Here is a 17,617-nt window from a genome sequence, read left to right as displayed (position 1 = left end):
TCTAGCTGAAGCGGCGGTCAAAACGCCGCTTTCTAGTCTTCCAGGCGCTTTTGCTGGAAGAATTCCCTGAGAATGTCGGCCGCATCCCGCTCGGCCATGCCCGAATAGACTTCCGGCGCGTGATGACAGGTTGGCTGGCGATAGAAGCGCACGCCGTTATCGACGCCGCCGCCTTTCGGATCTTCCGCGCCGTAATAAAGGCGGCGGATGCGGGCAAACGAGATGGCGGCCGCGCACATGGTACACGGCTCCAGCGTTACATAGAGATCTGCACCCGTCAGCCGCTCTTGGCCGAGTGCCTCGCAGGCCATGCGGATCACGGCGATTTCGGCATGCGCGGTGACGTCGTTGAGCTCTCGGGTGCGGTTGCCGGCCTTGGTGACAACGGCATTGTCGACCACGAGGACGGCTCCGATAGGCACTTCACCGCGCGCGCCGGCGCTTCGCGCTTCGGCGAGCGCCAGCTCCATGAAGTGATTTGTATTCACCATTTAAGATTTTCCACTTAACCGCGGGGGCGTGACCTGATAGGAACACGCCTTAAAAATTCAGGCAAACAACAAATGACAATGAATGACAAGCCCAAGCGGCCTGGGTCCAAACCCTTTACCCGCGACAAGCAGACGAAGACGCGCGATGACGCCAAGCCGACGAAGGCTGTGTCCGCCAAAGTGGCGGCAGAGGCAGAAGGCGGGGATGGAAAAGCGGAACGCATTTCCAAGGTGATGGCGCGCGCCGGCGTGGCGTCGCGCCGTGACATCGAGCGCATGATCATGGACGGCCGTGTGAAGCTGAACGGCGTGCTGCTGGATACGCCGGTGGTCAACGTGACGCTCGCCGACAAGATCGAAGTGGATGGCGTGCCGATCCGCGGCATCGAGCGCACGCGCCTGTGGCTCTATCACAAGCCGGCGGGCCTCGTGACCACCAATGCCGATCCGGAAGGACGTCCGACCGTCTTCGACAACCTGCCGGAAGAGCTGCCGCGCGTCATGTCGATCGGCCGCCTCGACATCAACACCGAAGGCCTGCTTCTGCTGACCAACGACGGCGGCCTTGCCCGCGTGCTGGAACTGCCGACCACCGGCTGGCTGCGTCGCTATCGCGTGCGCGCCCACGGCGAGATCGATCAGGAAGCGCTGGACAAGCTGCGGGAAGGCATCGCCGTCGACGGCGTGCTTTACGGCTCGATCGAGGCGACGCTCGACCGCACGCAAGGGTCCAACGTCTGGATCACCATGGGCCTGCGCGAAGGCAAGAACCGCGAAATCAAGAATGTGCTCGGCGCGCTCGGCCTCGAGGTCAACCGCCTGATCCGTATCTCCTACGGCCCATTCCAGCTCGGCGAGCTGCCGGAAGGCAGGGTGTTGGAAGTGCGTGGGCGCACGCTGCGCGATCAGCTCGGTCCCCGCCTGGTGGAAGACGCCAAGGCGAATTTCGACGCGCCGCTTTACAATAGCTCGGCCGTTGCCGCCGAGGATGAGCCGGAGGCGAAGCCTGCTCGCGCGGCCAAGGAAGAGCGCCCGCGTCGCGAGCGCCCCGAGGATAAGCGCGAGCGCGCCCTGAGCCGTCTCGACACCAAGCGCGATGACCGCCGGGATGAGGGGCGCCGCGAAGCCGGCCACAAGGACGACGACCGGCCGAAGCGCCAGCCGCTGGGTCCGCGTCGGAGCGCGAATGTCTGGATGGCGCCTGGTGCCCGTCCGCTCGGCGAAAAGGCTGCTGCAAAGGCTGCCAAGAATGCAAGGACCGCCGCAAAGCGCGGCGAAGTGGAACGCCCGCAGCGTAGCGGCTTCGATCGCCCGGACGAAGGCCCACGCGTTCGGATCAACCGCGTCGACGAGGGGGATGGCGAGTGGATCCGTTCGAGCGAGGTCGCATCACGCAAGTCGCGCGACGACGAGGGCTTTGATCGCAAGCGCTCCCGGGATGACCGAACCTTTGGTGATCGTCCCCGAGGTGATCGGCCGCAGGGCGACCGTCCCGCCCGCGGGGATCGTTCGTTTGGCGACCGTCCTCGCGGCGAGCGCCCGTTTAGCGATCGTCCGCGCGGTGAACGCGGCTCGCGTCCCGAGGGCGGTGATCGCCCCCGTACGAAATCCTTCCAGGGAGAAGGCCGTTCCGAACGCTCCTTCGGAGATCGTCCGCCCCGTGGAGAGCGTTCTTTCGGCGACAAACCGCGTGGCGATCGTCCATATGGCGATAAACCCCGCGGCGACCGGCGGCCGCGTGCTGAGGGAGACGAGCGTCCGCGGGCCAAGTCTTTCGGCGGCGAACAGCGCTCCGAACGTCCTCGCGGCGATCGCCCGTTCGGGGATCGCCCGCCGCGTGGTGATCGGCCCACGCGCGGTGATCGGCCCATGGGTGACCGTCCGCAGGGCGAGCGTTCCTACGGGGACCGGCCGGCCGGCAAGCCCTTCGGCAAGAAGCCGGGCGGCGGCAAGTCCTTTGGCGGCAAACCGGGTGGAAAGCCTGGCGGCTCGCGCGGCTTTGGCGGTAAACCCGGTGGCGCAGGCCGTCCGTCTGGCGGCCCGGGTCGCGGCGGTCCCGGTCGTGGCGGCCCCGGCAGAGGTGGCCCCAAGGGCGGAAGAGGTTGACGCGCGGTGCGGATCGTCGGCGGTGAATTTCGCGGTCGGTCGCTTGCGGTGCCGAAGTCGAACGACATTCGTCCGACGGCGGACCGCACGCGCGAGAGCCTTTTCAATATCTTGAGCCATGCCTATCCCGAGGCCATCGATGGCACGCGGATGATGGATGTCTTTGCCGGCACCGGCGCGGTCGGGCTCGAAGCCGCTTCGCGCGGTTGCCGCCATGTGCTTTTTGTCGAAAGCAGCGTCGAAGGCCGTGGCCTGCTTTGGGAAAATATCGACGCGCTTGGCCTGCACGGCCGCACGCGCATGCTGCGGCGGGACGCCACCGATCTCGGCAGCGTCGGCAATCTGGAGCCTTTCGATTTTCTCTTCGCCGATCCGCCCTATGGCAAGGGTCTGGGCGAGAAGGCCTTCGCCGCTGCCGCTGCCGGCGGCTGGCTGGTGCCGGGAGCCTTGGCAATCCTCGAGGAACGCGCCGACGTCACGGTTTCCGTCGCGCCGGATTTTCTCTTCCTGGAAGAGCGGACCTTCGGCGACAGCAAGATGCATTTCTTCCGTTATCAGCCTCGACAGGCCTAGTGGCGGAAGGAGAGGATCATGGGCGATTATGCCGATTTTGTTGGGAGCGATTATACGCTCGCGACATCCAGCACGCCGAGCGTCGCGGTCGCCTTCGGCTGCGGCGGTGCCCGCGGACTTGCCCATATCCATATCATCGAGGCGCTAGATGAACTCGGCATCCGCCCGGTCGCGATCGCCGGCGCTTCCATAGGCTCGATCATGGGCGCCGCCATGGCGGCTGGCATGAGCGGCGCGGAAATCCGCGATTATACGCTCGCCACGGTCGGCAACCGCCCGGCTGTGCTCAACAAGATGTGGAGCCTGCGACCCCCGAACATGCGCAGCTTCCGGATCGGCCAGTTCAATCTCGAACGCATCCTGCGCGCATTCTTGCCTTCAACCTTTCCGGAAGATTTCTCCGAGCTGCATATTCCGCTGAAGGTGGTGACGACGGACTATTATGACCAGACCGAGGTGGTGACCGAAAAAGGCGAGCTTTTCCCGGTCCTTGCTGCCTCCGCCGCCATCCCCGCCGTCTTCATGCCGGTCAAGGTCGGCGACCGCGTCATGATCGATGGCGGCATTATGAATCCGGTTCCCTACGAGCATCTGGCCGGACTTGCCGACATCATCATCGGCATCGACGTTGTCGGTGGGCCGGATGGCGACGGCACCCATATCCCAAACCGTATCGAGAGCCTGTTCGGTGCTGGACAACTGACGATGCAGTCCAATATCGCGCTGAAGCTGCGGCTGCTTTCACCGCAGATATTCCTGCGCCCGCCAATCGGCCGCACCGGCGTGCTCGATTTTTTGAAGGCCCGCGATATCCTCGCCATGTCCGCCAGCGTCAAGGAAGAGCTCAAATTCGCCCTCGACCGGGTGATCACTGCGAAGAACTAAGCCCGCTCCGGCTCCTCCGCCGGCACGGAGAGATCGTCGTCGTTGCTGAAAATATCGGCGCTGCGTTTTGGTTTGACCAGCGGTTCCGGCCTGACTGGCCGTGAATAGAGCATGTCGCGCCCGGCTTGCAATCCTTCGCTGACCTGCAGCACCAGCCGCTGTTCGTCACGCTTGCGGATATCCTCACCGATCTCGAAGGCGTCGGCTTCGCTGACACCGAGGGCTTCCAGCGTGCGGCGGCCGAAGAGCAGGCCGGATTCCAGCGTTTCGCGCAGCTCGAAATCGACGCCCTTGTTGCGCAGCGCAATCGAGTGAATACGGTCGTAGGAACGGACGAAGATGCGGGCATGCGGATAATCCGTCTGCACGAGTTCGACGATCTTGTCGGTGATTTCGCGCTGATGCGTGCTGACGACGACCAGCTTGGCGCGGTCGATGCCGGCCGAACGCAACACATCCTTGCGGGTGCCGTCGCCGAAATAGATGCGGAAGCCGAAGTTGGAGGCCTGGCGGATGCGATCGGCGGAAAAGTCGATGACCGTGACATCGCGGCCGCCGGCCAGCAGGATCTGCGCGGCGATTTGGCCGAAACGCGAGAAGCCGATCATCAGCACGTCGGAGCCGGCACCATCGAAATCCTCGTCCAGCTCCTCATGCCCATCGCCGGTCAGCATGCGCTTCGAAAGCGCTGCGCCGAGCGGCGTCAACGCCATGGAGAGCGTTACGATCGCGATCAGCAATGAGGCCGTGCTGGCGGAGAAGAGCCCGCCGCCAACGCTGGCTGCGCTGAACAGCACGAAACCGAATTCACCCCCCTGGGGAAGCAGGCAGGCGATGCGGATGGCATCGTCATGCGACGAGCCCGTCACACGGCAGAGCGCATAGATGATCACGCCCTTGATGACCATGACGACCGGCACGGCGAGCACGATCAGCGCCCAATTGTCGGCGATGACATCCAGTTTGAGCGACAGGCCGACGGCGATGAAGAAGATGGCGAGCAGCACGCCGCGGAAAGGCTCGATATCGGCCTCCAGCTCATGGCGATAGGAGGATTCGGCGAGCATCACGCCGGAGAGAAAGGCCCCCATTGCCATGGAGAGGCCGGCAAGCTGCATCAGCGTCGCCGATCCCATGACGACGAGCAGGGCGGCGGCGATCATCGCCTCGCGCGCGCCGGTGCGGGCGATGACCTGGAACAGGGGCGTCAGCAGGTAACGTCCGGCAATGATCATTGCCGCGACGGCGCCGACGGCGATAGCAAGGTCCAGGACCGGATTGGAAGCCTGCGTCGGCCCGCCAAGAACCGTGACCAGGGCAAGCAGCGGCACGATCGCCAGATCCTGCAGCAACAGCATGGAAAAGGAACGCTGGCCGTATTTGGTGTTGACGTCGCCTTCCTGCTCGAGGATCTGCATGGCAAAGGCCGTGGAGGAGAGCGCCAAGCCGAAGCCGACGATGATGCTGCCGCGCCAGCCGGCAATGTGAGCGAGATAAGCGGCGAGCGTCAGCGCCAGTCCGCTCAGGACCACCTGCGCCGTGCCGAGGCCAAAAATGTCGCGCCGCATCTGCCACAGGCGCGATGGTTTCAACTCCAGGCCGATGATGAACAGTAGGAAGACGACGCCGAGTTCGGCGACGGCAAACACGGATTCGCCATCGCCGATGCCGTGCAGCACTGGCCCGATGACGACGCCGGCGGCGAGATAGCCGAGTACGGTGCCAAGCCCCAATTTCTTGAAGATCGGCGCCGTGACGACGGCGCCTCCGAGCAGCATCAGGGTTTCGGTAAAGAGGGCATTCGGCGCGGACATCGTCTGTTTCTTCCTGTGGGCAGGCGGTGTTGCAGCGCATAGTCATCAGAAACAACCATGCGTGAAGACATTCGGACAAGAATCGGCGTGGCCGCCCTTGATGCTTTATGTAGTGCACAATAAATGGAACGCGAAGGAAAGGCCAAATCATGTCTTCAGAAATCGATTCCGCCACTCTGCTTTCCCGCGCCAGCCAGTTGATCGACCTCGCCCGGAAAGCCGGTGCGGATGCGGCCGATGCCGTCGTCGTGCGCTCGCGGGCGCAATCCGTCAGCGTCCGCCTCGGCAAGGTCGAAGGCACCGAATCCTCCGAAAGCGACGATTTTTCACTGAGGGTGTTTGTCGGCAACCGTGTCGCCAACGTCTCGGCCAATCCCGGCTTCGACCTCCAGGCGCTGGCTGAACGCGCCGTCGCCATGGCAAAGGTCTCGCCGGAAGATCCGTTCGCCTGCCTTGCCGATGAAGCCGATCTTGCCAAGACCTATCCCGATCTCGAACTTTTCGATCCGACCGAGGTCTCGTCGGTTCAACTGCGCGAGGCAGCCCTTGCGATGGAAGAGGCAGCGCTCGCCGTTCCCGGCGTGAGCAATTCCTCGGGCGCAGGCGCATCCGCCGGCATGGGCGGCATGGTGCTTGCCACGTCCCATGGTTTCGCCGGCCATTATATGGGTTCGCGCTTCAGCCGCTCCGTCAGTGTCATCGCCGGTGAAGGCACCGGCATGGAGCGTGATTACGATTTCGACAGCCGCCTTTATTTCGCCGAGTTGGACGCAGCCGAGGATATCGGTCGCCGCGCCGGCGAGCGGGTGGTCAAGCGCATCAATCCGCGCCAGGTGCCGACCGGCAAGGATGTGACGGTCGTTTTCGATCCGCGCGTGGCGCGCGGCTTCGTCGGTCATATCGCCGGCGCGATCAACGGCGCATCCGTCGCACGCAAGACCAGTTTCCTGCGCGACAAGATGGGCGAGCAGGTGCTGAAGGCCGGCCTGTCGATTACGGACGATCCCTTGATCGTGCGCGGCCCGGCCTCGCGTCCCTTCGATGGCGAAGGCGTTTCGGGCAAGCGCCTGGTGATGATCGAAGATGGCGTGCTGAAGCATTGGTTCCTGTCCACGTCGGCTGCACGCGAGATCGGCGGTCTCAGAACGAATGGGCGCGGTGCCCGTGGCGGCACGGCCGTTTCTCCGTCCTCCACCAATCTGGCGCTGGAGCCTGGTGATATTTCGCCGGAAGAGCTGATCCGCAATGTCGGCAATGGTTTCTACGTCACCGAACTGATCGGCCACGGCGTCAATATGATCACTGGCGAATACAGCCGGGGCGCTACCGGTTTCTGGATCGAGAATGGCGAATTGACGTTTCCGGTGTCGGAGGTGACGATCGCCTCCAACCTCAAGGACATGTTCATGCGCCTGACGCCGGCAAACGATATTGACCGCGATTTCGGCGTCGCGGCTCCGACGCTCGCCATCGAGGGCATGACGCTGGCTGGGCGCTGAGGCGGAGATTGGAATTCGGAATGAGCGATAGAGACGCAGTCGGCCAATTGAGCGATCTCGATCTGATCGTTGAAGCGGCACGCCAGGCAGGCAATATCGCTCTCAGCTTCTTCCGCCAATCGCCTGAGGTCTGGTGGAAGAACGAGGGGCGCTCCCCCGTCAGCGCCGCCGATTTCGCGGCCAACGAGAAGCTTGCCTCCATCCTGCGTCCCGCGCGACCGGACTATGGCTGGCTTTCGGAAGAGACCGACGACGATGCCGAGCGGCTGTCGCATTCGACCGTCTTCGTTGTCGATCCGATCGACGGCACACGCGGGTTTCTGTCGGGGCTTGAGCTTTGGTGCATCAGTGTTGCCGTGGTGACCGCCGGGCGCCCGACCGCGGGCGTCCTCTACGCGCCGGCATTGGAGGAGCTGTTCGTTGCAACGGCCGATGGCCCGGCGCTGAAGAACGGCGAACCGATCGCGGTTTCCGTCAGGCCGGAACACGATATCCACAGGCTCGCCGCCGGTGAGGATATGTTGAGCGGCTTCGATCCGGATTTCCGCAAGACGATCGAACGGGCAAAGCATGTGCCGTCGCTCGCCTATCGCCTCGCCATGGTGGCCGACGGCCGGCTGGAAGGGACGATCGTCAAACGCAACTCCCATGATTGGGATCTCGCAGCCGCCGACCTCATTTTGGAGCGGGCAGGCGGGGCGCTGGTCGATCTCTTCGGCCATCCGCTCAACTACAATCGCGCGGAGGTCTCGCATGACGAACTCTGCGGCGCTCCGGCGGCACGGCTGCCGCAATTCCTACGCCAGCTCTCCCACAGACGAAACGGTTGACCTTTTGGTCAAAATCCCGCACAGGAAGAGTGGAGGGGGACGACAGCAGAAAGAGACGAAAATGACTGATACCAGCGACAAAAAGCAGCTCTTGCACCTCGTCTTCGGCGGGGAATTGGAAAACCTCGAGGAAGTACAATTCCGCAATCTGAACGAACTCGACATTGTCGGCATGTATCCCGATTATGCGAGTGCGCTGACCGCTTGGAAGTCGAAGGCGCAGCAGACCGTCGACAACGCTCACATGCGTTATTTCATCGTCCATCTGCATCGTTTGCTCGATCCGCAGGACAAGGCTTCCTCCTGAGGTCGCATTTAATATTTGATATTCCCGTCCGGACGGGCATCGTCGTTTTTTAATCCGGCTATGGCGTAGTATTTTTGACGCAATCAGAACGAAGAATCGGCCGAACATTCGGCCGTGAAATAATTGGGATTTGGCATCGATGACGATCACCTTGGATCGGAGGCAATCGAGATGAGTAGCGCTAGGGCGCGCCTCGCTTTGGGTGCCTACCGCTTTGGCGGGATTGCGGTCTATCCCCTTGTCGGGACTTACCTTACCGTCCGCGCCGCCAAGGGCAAGGAAGACCGCTCCCGTCGGCTGGAGCGTTTCGGCTATGCCAGCGCCAATCGTCCACAAGGGCCGCTCGTCTGGTTTCATGCCGCAAGCGTCGGCGAGACCTCGGCGGTCGTTCCGCTGATCCGCGAAATTCGCCGTCGCGACATCCACGTTATTCTGACCACGGGAACCATCACCTCGGCCAAGGTGACCCAGGAGCGCCTTGGCGACGAGGTCATCCACCAATATGTGCCGCTCGACCTGAAGCCGTCCGTCAGCCGCTTCCTCGATTATTGGCAGCCTGATTGCACCATCATCGCCGAATCCGAGATCTGGCCGATGACCATCATGGAGCTCGGCCGCCGGCGCATCCCGCAGATCCTCGTGAATGCCCGCTTGTCGGATCGCTCTTTTGCCCGCTGGAGCCAGCATCCGTCGCTCTCGGAAGCGCTGTTCGAAAACCTGGCGCTGGTCGTCGCGCAATCCGATCTTGATGCCGAGCGTTATCGCGATCTCGGTGCGCGGCAGGTGCTCAAGTCCGGCAATCTCAAGGTGGATACCGACGCCCCGCCCTACGACGCGCCGACCCTTGCCCGCTACATGAAGCAGATCGGCGGGCGCAAGACCTGGGCTGCCGTCTCCACCTTCGAGGGCGAAGAGAATGCTGCCGCCATCGTCCATAAGACGCTGAAGGAGCATAACGGCCAATTGACCATCATAGTGCCGCGCCATCCCGAACGTTGCGACGCGATCGAAGCAATGCTCGTCGAGCAGGGACTGAAAGTGGCGCGCCGCACCCGCAACGATGTGCTGTCGCCCGATGTCGATGTCTTCCTCGGCGACACGATCGGCGAAATGGGCCTCTATCTGCGCATGACCGAAGTCGCCTTCATGGGCAAGTCGCTGTACAATGAGGGCGGACAAAACCCTCTGGAACCGGCCATGCTGGGTTGCGCTATCCTGACCGGCGGTCATGTCCAGAATTTCCGCGACTCCTATCAATTGCTCGCCCGCCGCGGCAGCGCCCGCATGGTGCGCGACACCGAAATGCTGGCGAGGGGCGTGCATTACCTGCTGACCAACGATCCGGCGCGGCGCGGCATGATCGACGCCGGTTACGCCGCCGTGCACGAGATGCGCGGGGCGCTGGCGGCGACCATCAAGGGATTGGAACCCTACATCAACCCACTGACGGTAAAGGCACGGTTGCTGCCGAAGACGATGGCGCAGGGATAAGGGCACTACATGACGTCACTCAAACTAGACGCGATCGAGGGCATTCTCTTTGACAAGGACGGCACGCTGCTCGACTATGACGCGAGCTGGTTGCCGGTTAATCGCGAACTTGCCAGCATTGCGGCCCAGGGTGACCTCCTACTTGCCGATCATTTGCTTTTGGCCTGCGGCATGGACCCGGTCACCGGCCATATCGTGCCTGACAGCCTGCTTGCCGCCGGCAATACTCGCCAGATTTCGGAAGGCCTTGTCGCCGCCGGCTCTGCGATGGACGTGGTGGAGCTGACGGAAAAACTCGATGCGCTGTTTTCGCACGCCGCCGACTTCTCCGCGCCGGTCACCGATCTCGCCGGTTTCTTCCATCGCCTGCACGGGCGCGGCTACAGGCTCGGTGTTGCCTCCAGCGACAATGAGCGCTCTATTCGCCAGACGGCACGCCGCTTCGGCTTTCTCGATTATCTCGATTATATTGCTGGTTACGACAGCGGTTTCGGAACCAAGCCAGAGCCCGGCATGGTGCTCGGTTTCTGCGAGGCGACGGGGCTTTCCCCCGCGCAAATCGCCGTCGTCGGCGACAATAATCACGATCTGCACATGGGGCACAATGCCGGTGCGGGTTTGAGGATCGGGGTGTTGACCGGCACCGGTTCGCGTGAATCGCTTGCTGCCGCCTCCGATTATTGCCTCAATGACATTACCGAGCTGGAAAGCCTGTTGCCCGTTGCCCAGCCGGTCTAACCAAGGCGAAGGCTTGCTTTTTCATCCGATCTGCCTTTTCTTGCCGCCTTGCTGATATCGCATGGGCATAAGAGGCGCGAGGCGGGATTAGATTATGGTATCGGAAGCACCGCCGTTCTGGTGGCGGAAGCCGGATTGGCGCGCTTGGGGGCTTTCGCCCTTTTCCTTTGTATACGGCCGCATCGCCGGCTATCGCATGGCGCATGGTCGCCGCGCTTCCGTACCCGTACCCGTCATCTGCGTTGGCAATTTCACGGTGGGCGGCGCCGGCAAGACGCCGACAGCGCTGGCGATAGCCCGTGCCGCCAAGGCAAAGGGATTGAAGCCGGGCTTCCTCAGCCGTGGTTATGGCGGCTCGCTGGATGTCACGACGGTGGTCGATCCAGACCACCATCACGCCACCGCGGTCGGCGACGAGCCGCTGCTGCTTGCCCGTGAGGCATTGACGGTGATCTCCCGCCGCCGTTCGGACGGGGCGGAGCGGCTGGTGCGCGAAGGCGCCGATCTCATCATCATGGACGACGGTTTCCAGAGCGCGCAACTTGCCATCGACTATGCTCTGGTCGTCATCGACGCCACAAGAGGCATCGGCAATGGCCATCTCGTTCCCGGTGGGCCGGTGCGTGCGCCGTTGAGGACACAGTTGCGCTATGCCTCGGCGCTGCTGAAAGTCGGCCAAGGCAATGCCGCCGACCGGCTCGTGCGCATGGCGGCGAGGGCTGGAAAGCCGTTTTTCGCGGCATCGGTCAAGGTGCGCGGCCAGGAGGATCTGAGCGGGCGCAATGTCCTCGCCTTTGCCGGCATTGCCGACCCCACCAAGTTTTTCCGCACGGTCGAGTCGCTGGGGGGCAGCATCGCCGTTAGTCGCACCTTCGGCGATCATGAACATCTGGGCGAAGACGAGATAGCCGATATTCTCGATATCGCCGCCCGGGAAGGCCTGGAGATCGTCACCACCTCCAAGGATTATGTCCGCCTGATCGGCCATCACGGCCGGGCCGACGAGCTGTTACAGGCGAGCCGTGTCATCGAGATCGACATGGTCTTCGACGATCGCCGCGCGCCGGCTTTGATCATCGACCGCGCGATCGCAGCCGCCCGCGAACGGCGGTTACGGGAAGGACGGAAACTGAAATAGCGATCGTAGCGATCAGCGCTTCTGGTTCGGAAGCGCGCCAGCGCGCTTTTCGGCTTCCAGCGAAGATATCACGTCGGCATAGGGTTCCTGCCGGGCGACGCTCCAGTAGCGCAGCTCATCGAGCGCGATGTGCTTGCCGGTCATGGCGCAGACGACATAGGAGCCGGGCATGAGGATTTGGAAGTCGCCGTCGAGATAGCGAATCTTCGCCTCGCGGTTTCCATGTCCCTCAAAAAGATTCATCTGATGCCGTCCCCGATCTCTGTCATCTGTTTGCCATACCCCGGCAGGCTGGACTTTTCCAGCTCTTTCGATCGTATCTGCTCTCAGCTTCGTCCGAACAACCGTTCGATGTCCGAGAGCTTCAACTCTATATAGGTCGGCCGGCCGTGATTGCACTGCCCCGAGCCGGGCGTTGCCTCCATTTGACGGAGCAGCGCGTTCATTTCCTCCGGCCTCAGCCTTCGGCCGGAGCGCACCGAACCGTGGCAGGCCATGGTGGCGGCGACATATTCCAGCTTGGCGGCAAGGCCCGAGGCGGTCTCCCACTCGGCAATCTCATCAGCCAACTGTCGGATCAGCCCTTGAGCATCCACCTCGCCGAGCATCGCCGGCGTCTCACGCACCGCAATGGCTCCGGGACCAAACCGCTCTATGGCAAGGCCAAGTTCGCCAAGCTCGTCGGCAAACACCATCAGCCGGTCGCAATCCTCTTCCGGCAGATCGACGATCTCCGGGATCAGCAAGACCTGCGAAGACAGCCGCTTGGAATGCAGCGCTTTGCGCATTTCCTCGAACACCAGCCGCTCATGCGCTGCATGCTGGTCGACAATGACGAGGCCGTCGTCGGTCTGGGCGACGATGTAGTTCTCATGCAATTGCGCCCGGGCCGCACCGAGGGGGAACCGAGCCGGCTCCTCCGCCCGTGCAGGCTCGATGGGTGCGGCGGTTTCGGCGCGTGCGGTCGGCATGGCGAGGCCATCGAAGGCGGTCTGAGGTCGCTCGCCGAATCCATGTCCGTTCGTTGCCGCGGGCTGATAGGGCCGCGAAGGCGAAGCCTCTGGCGTCCATGGTGCTGATGGTGTCGACGGCCGCCATGCGGGCTGGAAGCCTGAACGACCGGGGCTGAAGGCTCGAAGCATGCCGTCGGCGCCCGTCGTTGCGGCCCGATCGCCTTCACGCGCCAAAGCCTCGCGGATGGCGCCGACGATCAGGCCGCGCACCAGGCCCGGATCGCGGAAGCGGACATCGGATTTCGCCGGATGCACGTTGACGTCGACCAGAGCCGGGTCGAGCCTGATGGAAAGAACGGCGACGGGATAGCGCCCGGAAGGTATTGTCTCGGCATAGGCGCCGCGGATCGCTGACAGGATCAGCTTGTCCTGCACCGGCCTGCCGTTGACGAAGGCATATTGATGCGCCGAGTTGCCGCGATTGAAGGTTGGCACGCCGATAAAGCCGGTCAAGCTCACATCTTCGCGCAGGGCGTCGAGCTCGATGGCGTTGTCCTTGAACTCGTGACCGAGCACCTGCGCCATGCGGGCGAGGTGATCGTCGCCGGTGGCCGGAAATTCCAGTGTCGAGCGGTCGCTGCCGGAGAGCACGAAACGCACCTGCGGAAAGGCGATCGCCATACGTTTGACGACTTCGCTGATCGCGGCAGCCTCGGCCTTCTCCGTCTTCAGGAATTTCAACCGCGCCGGCGTTGCGAAAAACAGGTCGCGCACCTCGACGATCGTGCCGGGATTGGCCGCTACCGGACGCAGGTGCAGGACCCTGCCGCCGGCGACCGCAATCTCGGCGCCGCCATCGCTGCCGGGCTTCCGGCTGGCGATCGATAACTTCGCCACCGAGCCGATAGAGGGCAGGGCCTCGCCGCGGAAACCGAGCGTGCGGATATCCTCCAGCGTGTCCGATATCTTCGAGGTGCAGTGCCGCCTGACTGCCAGCTCCAGATCCGCCTGCTCCATGCCGGCGCCGTTGTCGCTGACCCGCAACAGCGCTTTGCCGCCGCCGGCGGTCGCAATCTCAATTCGTGTCGCGCCGGCGTCCAAAGCATTCTCGATCAGTTCCTTGGCAGCACTCGCCGGTCGCTCGATGACTTCGCCGGCGGCGATCTGGTTGATCAGGGTTTCGGAGAGTTGCTTGATGGCCATATCTGCATTTTCGTGGATTCGTGACCGGGTGGAAAGAGAAAACGCAGCCTGCCTTTCGTCATCCACCCGATTCAGCAGGACTTTGTTTAGAAATTTAATCAAAGCTTAAGGGAATGATGACAGGTTGCATTCACAAAACTTGAAATGATTGCAGGTGGCGCGCTCGGCGTACGTCTCGGCTTTTGGCGGCAGGCAGGCGGCCGTCATGTACAGGAGCCGGCTTCCGCCTGTTTCAAGTGTTCAGGCCAGCATGATATTTCCATAAATTTACCGCGAGAGCTGTCGCCGCTCTCAAGCCCCGTGTGCCGCAGCACCGGATAGATGTAGGAATCGGACGAATGACTGCCGAGATTGACAAGGCAGCTTTTGCAGCAATGACCGAAGATGTGCCGTCTGATGGCAATCTGCAGGCGGCGCTGTTCGATGCCGTCTGCGATGGGCTCTCCAGTGCCTTCCTTATCTATGACAAGAACGATCTGCTGCTGTTCGCCAGCCGCCAGGTCCTGAATTTCTATCCGATTCCGCCGCAATTTCTGCAGCCGTCGACACGGCTCCGCGATTTTCTCGGCGCTGTGTTCGACAGTGGCGTCCGGCATTACGATGTTCGTACGAAATCGGCATCAACACGCGACGATTGGATCTCGCAGCGGATTGCCTCGCATTGGCGCGAGCGTTTTGAGACGACGGAACATTTCGGCGCGGATCGTTGGGTCCGCTTCGTCAAGCGCCGGCTGCCGTCGGGTCTCGGCGTCTGCATCCTCTCGGATATTTCGGAGGTGAAGAAGCGGGAGGAGCAATGGCGCCTCGACATGGAGCGCGTGCAACTCACCGAGGATATTCTCGATAACCTGCCGTTTCCACTCTTCGTCAAAGACCGCAACATGGCTTACGTCGCGGTCAACAAGGCGTTCTGCGATAAATACCAAACTTCGGCGGATGAAGTGCTGGGCCGCAAGGGTATCGATCTCTTCCCCACGGATATTGCCAACCGCTTCGAGGAGAACGACCGGCATGTCATTGAAACCGGCGAAATATCGATCTCGCGCCAGCGGCAGATCGCCCGCGATGGCATAGAGCGCGATGTGGTCACCAGGAAACAGCGTATCGGTAAGCCCGGCCGCTATTTCCTGGTCGCCACCATCCAGGACCTGCCGAAAGACGGCGCGGATTTCGACGAATTCGCTCTTGTCTCGGAGATCAAGGAAAACAGCAATCGGTCCTATCGGCGCGCCTACGTCCCGATGGCAGCACTTCAGACCGCCTCGCGTCGTGCGCCGACAATGGAGACCTTCGTTCCCGAGAATTTCTCCGGCCGGAAGATTCTCGTGGTCACCAGCGATGTTGCCGCGGAATCGGCGGCGTTGAAGATGCTCGCCAAATACGGCTTCGAGGCATGTTCGGTCCACAATGAAAGCGAGGAGGCGGCATTTCTGGATGTCGCAAGCTCACTGGGCATCAAGATCGATCTTGTCATCATCGACAACCAGCTTGGAAACCGTGGCCTGGAATTGGCCGAGCGGCAGAATGTGCCGGCTCTGTCGCTGGACGGCTCGCAGCTTGCCACCGAACTCACCTTCCTGATCGCACGGCACTTCAACCGCAATATCCTCAGCAAGCCGGGCGAACCCCTCGAAGGCAGCGCGGAGGATTGGCAGATCGCGACCGGCGGCGAGGATCGCAGCTTCCAGATCCTTGTTGCCGAAGACAATGATATCAATCAGATCGTCTTCTCGCAGATCCTGGAAGGGCTCGGTTATCGCTACATGATCGCCACCAGCGGCGACGAGGCGGTGCGGCTGTGGAGCGAATACCGCCCGCAACTGATCCTGATGGATATTTCTCTGCCGGGCCTCAACGGTTTCGAAGCCGCAAGACTGATCCGCCGCACGGAGAAAGGGGGCGGATCGCACACCCCGATCATCGGCGTGCTCACCCAGGCTTTCGAGCGTGACCGCAACCAATGTTTCGATGCCGGTATGGACGATATCATCATGAAGCCTGTCAGCCCGGATATTCTTGAGACTGTGTTTCAGAAATACATGCGCGGCAGCCGCAAAGCTCAAATCAAATAAATTTCATACTTGTATAACTTCTAATGAATAGATTTTCCTCCCATCGAATGACTGTCGTCCCGCCATCCTTTGTTAAGACTTCGCCGTCATTCTCTTTCACGGGTGGAGGAAGGTGTCGGGACTGAATATGAAATCGGCTGAAATACCGCTTGCGCCAGTCAGTCACAATGAATTGCAGGCGATGGCCTATACCGATCCGCTGACCGGCTTGGGGAACCGCTATCGCATGCGCGACCGCGCGCGCGTGCTTTCCGCCGAGCGCGCGAGCGATCCTGCACCCTTCACCATCGGTATCGCCAATCTCGATTCCTTCAAGCCAATCAATGACCTCTTCGGCGTCGAAGCCGGCGACGAGATCCTTTGCCAGGTCGCACACCGCCTGAAGGCCTGCATCCCCGACGGCGCCACCGTCACCCGCCATGACGGTGACGAATTTGCCTTCGTGCTGCCGCTCGTCTTTGAGCGCGTCGGTGCGGAAAAGTTCGGGCAGATGATCCGCGAAGTGCTGTCGGCGCCCTATGATCTCGGCGACCGCAACGTCCGCCTTTCCGCCTCCTTCGGCTTCGCCATCTATCCCTTCGCCGGCGAGGAATTCGAAGATCTGCTGAAAAGCGCCGAGACGGCGCTTTATCGTTCCAAGCGGCGCGGGCGTGGCCAGATCACCGTCTATTCCAAGGAAATCGACCAGGAGATGAAGCGTGCGACGCAGCTTGAACAGGCGCTGCGCAATGCCATCATTTCCAATGCCATCGACGTGCATTTCCAGCCGATCGTCTCGCTCACCAGCAATGCGATCGTCGGTTTCGAAGCGTTGGCGCGCTGGAACGACGCCGATCTCGGCTTCGTCTCGCCCGCGGTCTTCGTGCCGCTCGCCGAGGAGCGCGGTTTCATCGATGCGCTCTCCGAGACCTTGCTGCGAAAGGCGGCGGAGGCCGCGCTGTCGTGGCCGCGCGAGCTTTTCCTCTCCTTCAATCTCTCATCCGTGCAATTGATGGATCCAGGCACGAGCAGCAGCATTCTCGCCATTCTCGGCCGCGTCGGCTTCGATCCGCATCGCCTGGAACTGGAAATCACCGAGACGGCGGTCATGAGTTCCGCCGACACGGCAAACCGCATCATCGCCGATCTCAGAGCGGCCGGCGTGCGCATCTCGCTGGATGATTTCGGCACCGGCCAATCCAGCCTCGGCCGCCTGCGCGATTTCATCTTCGACAAGGTGAAGATCGATCGCGCCTTCGTCTCGCGCATCAATTCCGACCGGGCCTCCGAACACATCATCAAGGCGATCCTTGCGATGTGCGAAGGGCTTGATCTGCAGGTGGTTGCCGAGGGGATCGAGGAGTATGCCGAGGCGGCGAAGCTTCGGTCGCTCGGTTGCGCCATGGGGCAGGGCTATTACTACGGCAAACCCGCCGACAGTCTCGCGACGCTGCGATATCTCCACGAGAACGACTATGAACTTGCCGGTGAGCGCGAACACGTCTGAACGTGACCGCCGCGACGGATGCGAAAACGGC

Annotated in this window: 15 protein-coding genes; 11 read left to right on the top strand and 4 right to left on the bottom strand. The window is 62.2% G+C overall.

Going from position 1 to position 17,617, the window contains the following annotated elements:
• Positions 1-32 precede the first annotated feature (32 nt).
• The gene (locus ACXHXG_RS03420) at positions 33-491 is read right to left on the bottom strand and encodes a nucleoside deaminase (protein ID WP_457898490.1); all 459 of its coding nucleotides are present in this window, start codon (positions 489-491) and stop codon (positions 33-35) included.
• Between the two features lie 72 nt (positions 492-563).
• Between ACXHXG_RS03420 and ACXHXG_RS03415 the strand changes: the two genes are divergently transcribed.
• From ACXHXG_RS03415 to ACXHXG_RS03405, 3 genes are read left to right on the top strand one after another with little or no spacing between them, the layout of a single operon-like run.
• Positions 564-2,597: a pseudouridine synthase gene (locus ACXHXG_RS03415; protein ID WP_457898489.1), complete on the top strand. Its 2,034-nt coding sequence runs from the start codon at positions 564-566 to the stop codon at positions 2,595-2,597.
• 6 nt (positions 2,598-2,603) lie between these two features.
• Complete coding sequence (gene rsmD, locus ACXHXG_RS03410; RefSeq protein WP_104822133.1) at positions 2,604-3,170, top strand: 16S rRNA (guanine(966)-N(2))-methyltransferase RsmD; 567 nt, start codon at positions 2,604-2,606, stop codon at positions 3,168-3,170.
• Positions 3,171-3,188: 18 nt separating this feature from the next.
• On the top strand, positions 3,189-4,055 hold the full coding sequence (locus ACXHXG_RS03405) for a patatin-like phospholipase family protein (RefSeq protein ID WP_104822134.1): 867 nt from the start codon (positions 3,189-3,191) through the stop codon (positions 4,053-4,055).
• On the opposite strand, the gene ACXHXG_RS03400 is transcribed toward ACXHXG_RS03405, so the two are convergent.
• Complete coding sequence (locus ACXHXG_RS03400; protein WP_457898488.1) at positions 4,052-5,869, bottom strand: monovalent cation:proton antiporter-2 (CPA2) family protein; 1,818 nt, start codon at positions 5,867-5,869, stop codon at positions 4,052-4,054. The two genes, ACXHXG_RS03405 and ACXHXG_RS03400, sit on opposite strands and share 4 nt — an antisense overlap.
• A 149-nt stretch (positions 5,870-6,018) precedes the next feature.
• On the opposite strand from ACXHXG_RS03400, the gene ACXHXG_RS03395 reads away from it, so the two are divergent.
• From ACXHXG_RS03395 to lpxK, 6 genes are all read left to right on the top strand, one after another.
• Complete coding sequence (locus ACXHXG_RS03395) at positions 6,019-7,368, top strand: TldD/PmbA family protein (protein WP_104822136.1); 1,350 nt, start codon at positions 6,019-6,021, stop codon at positions 7,366-7,368.
• Positions 7,369-7,388: 20 nt separating this feature from the next.
• Entirely contained in the window at positions 7,389-8,198 is an 810-nt protein-coding gene (locus ACXHXG_RS03390; protein WP_104822137.1) for a 3'(2'),5'-bisphosphate nucleotidase CysQ, read from the top strand.
• 61 nt (positions 8,199-8,259) lie between these two features.
• Positions 8,260-8,505 (top strand): DUF4170 domain-containing protein, encoded by a 246-nt coding sequence (locus ACXHXG_RS03385; RefSeq protein WP_104822138.1) that lies wholly within the window; start codon positions 8,260-8,262, stop codon positions 8,503-8,505.
• 171 nt (positions 8,506-8,676) lie between these two features.
• A complete protein-coding gene (gene waaA / locus ACXHXG_RS03380) occupies positions 8,677-9,996 on the top strand; it encodes a lipid IV(A) 3-deoxy-D-manno-octulosonic acid transferase (protein ID WP_104824996.1) in 1,320 nt (439 codons plus the stop codon).
• 9 nt (positions 9,997-10,005) lie between these two features.
• Positions 10,006-10,734 carry an HAD family hydrolase gene (locus tag ACXHXG_RS03375; RefSeq protein ID WP_104822139.1) on the top strand — a complete coding sequence of 243 codons (729 nt, stop codon included), beginning with the start codon at positions 10,006-10,008 and terminating at the stop codon, positions 10,732-10,734.
• Positions 10,735-10,828: 94 nt separating this feature from the next.
• Positions 10,829-11,872 (top strand): tetraacyldisaccharide 4'-kinase, encoded by a 1,044-nt coding sequence (lpxK, locus tag ACXHXG_RS03370; protein WP_104822140.1) that lies wholly within the window; start codon positions 10,829-10,831, stop codon positions 11,870-11,872.
• Positions 11,873-11,884: 12 nt separating this feature from the next.
• On the opposite strand, the gene ACXHXG_RS03365 is transcribed toward lpxK, so the two are convergent.
• Together ACXHXG_RS03365 and mutL are read right to left on the bottom strand one after the other, a co-directional pair.
• Positions 11,885-12,115 (bottom strand): DUF2093 domain-containing protein, encoded by a 231-nt coding sequence (locus ACXHXG_RS03365; RefSeq protein ID WP_104822141.1) that lies wholly within the window; start codon positions 12,113-12,115, stop codon positions 11,885-11,887.
• A gap of 83 nt (positions 12,116-12,198) precedes the next feature.
• Entirely contained in the window at positions 12,199-14,028 is a 1,830-nt protein-coding gene (gene mutL / locus ACXHXG_RS03360) for a DNA mismatch repair endonuclease MutL (protein WP_104822142.1), read from the bottom strand.
• 338 nt (positions 14,029-14,366) lie between these two features.
• On the opposite strand from mutL, the gene ACXHXG_RS03355 reads away from it, so the two are divergent.
• Both ACXHXG_RS03355 and ACXHXG_RS03350 read left to right on the top strand, forming a co-directional pair.
• Positions 14,367-16,100 carry a response regulator gene (locus ACXHXG_RS03355; protein ID WP_457898487.1) on the top strand — a complete coding sequence of 578 codons (1,734 nt, stop codon included), beginning with the start codon at positions 14,367-14,369 and terminating at the stop codon, positions 16,098-16,100.
• Between the two features lie 127 nt (positions 16,101-16,227).
• Positions 16,228-17,586, top strand: a complete 1,359-nt coding sequence (locus tag ACXHXG_RS03350) for a putative bifunctional diguanylate cyclase/phosphodiesterase (protein WP_104822144.1) — start codon at positions 16,228-16,230, stop codon at positions 17,584-17,586.
• Positions 17,587-17,617 lie beyond the last annotated feature (31 nt).

This window comes from Rhizobium sp. LEGMi-198b (assembly GCF_054114205.1).
This window is presented reverse-complemented; position numbering and strand designations above follow the sequence as displayed.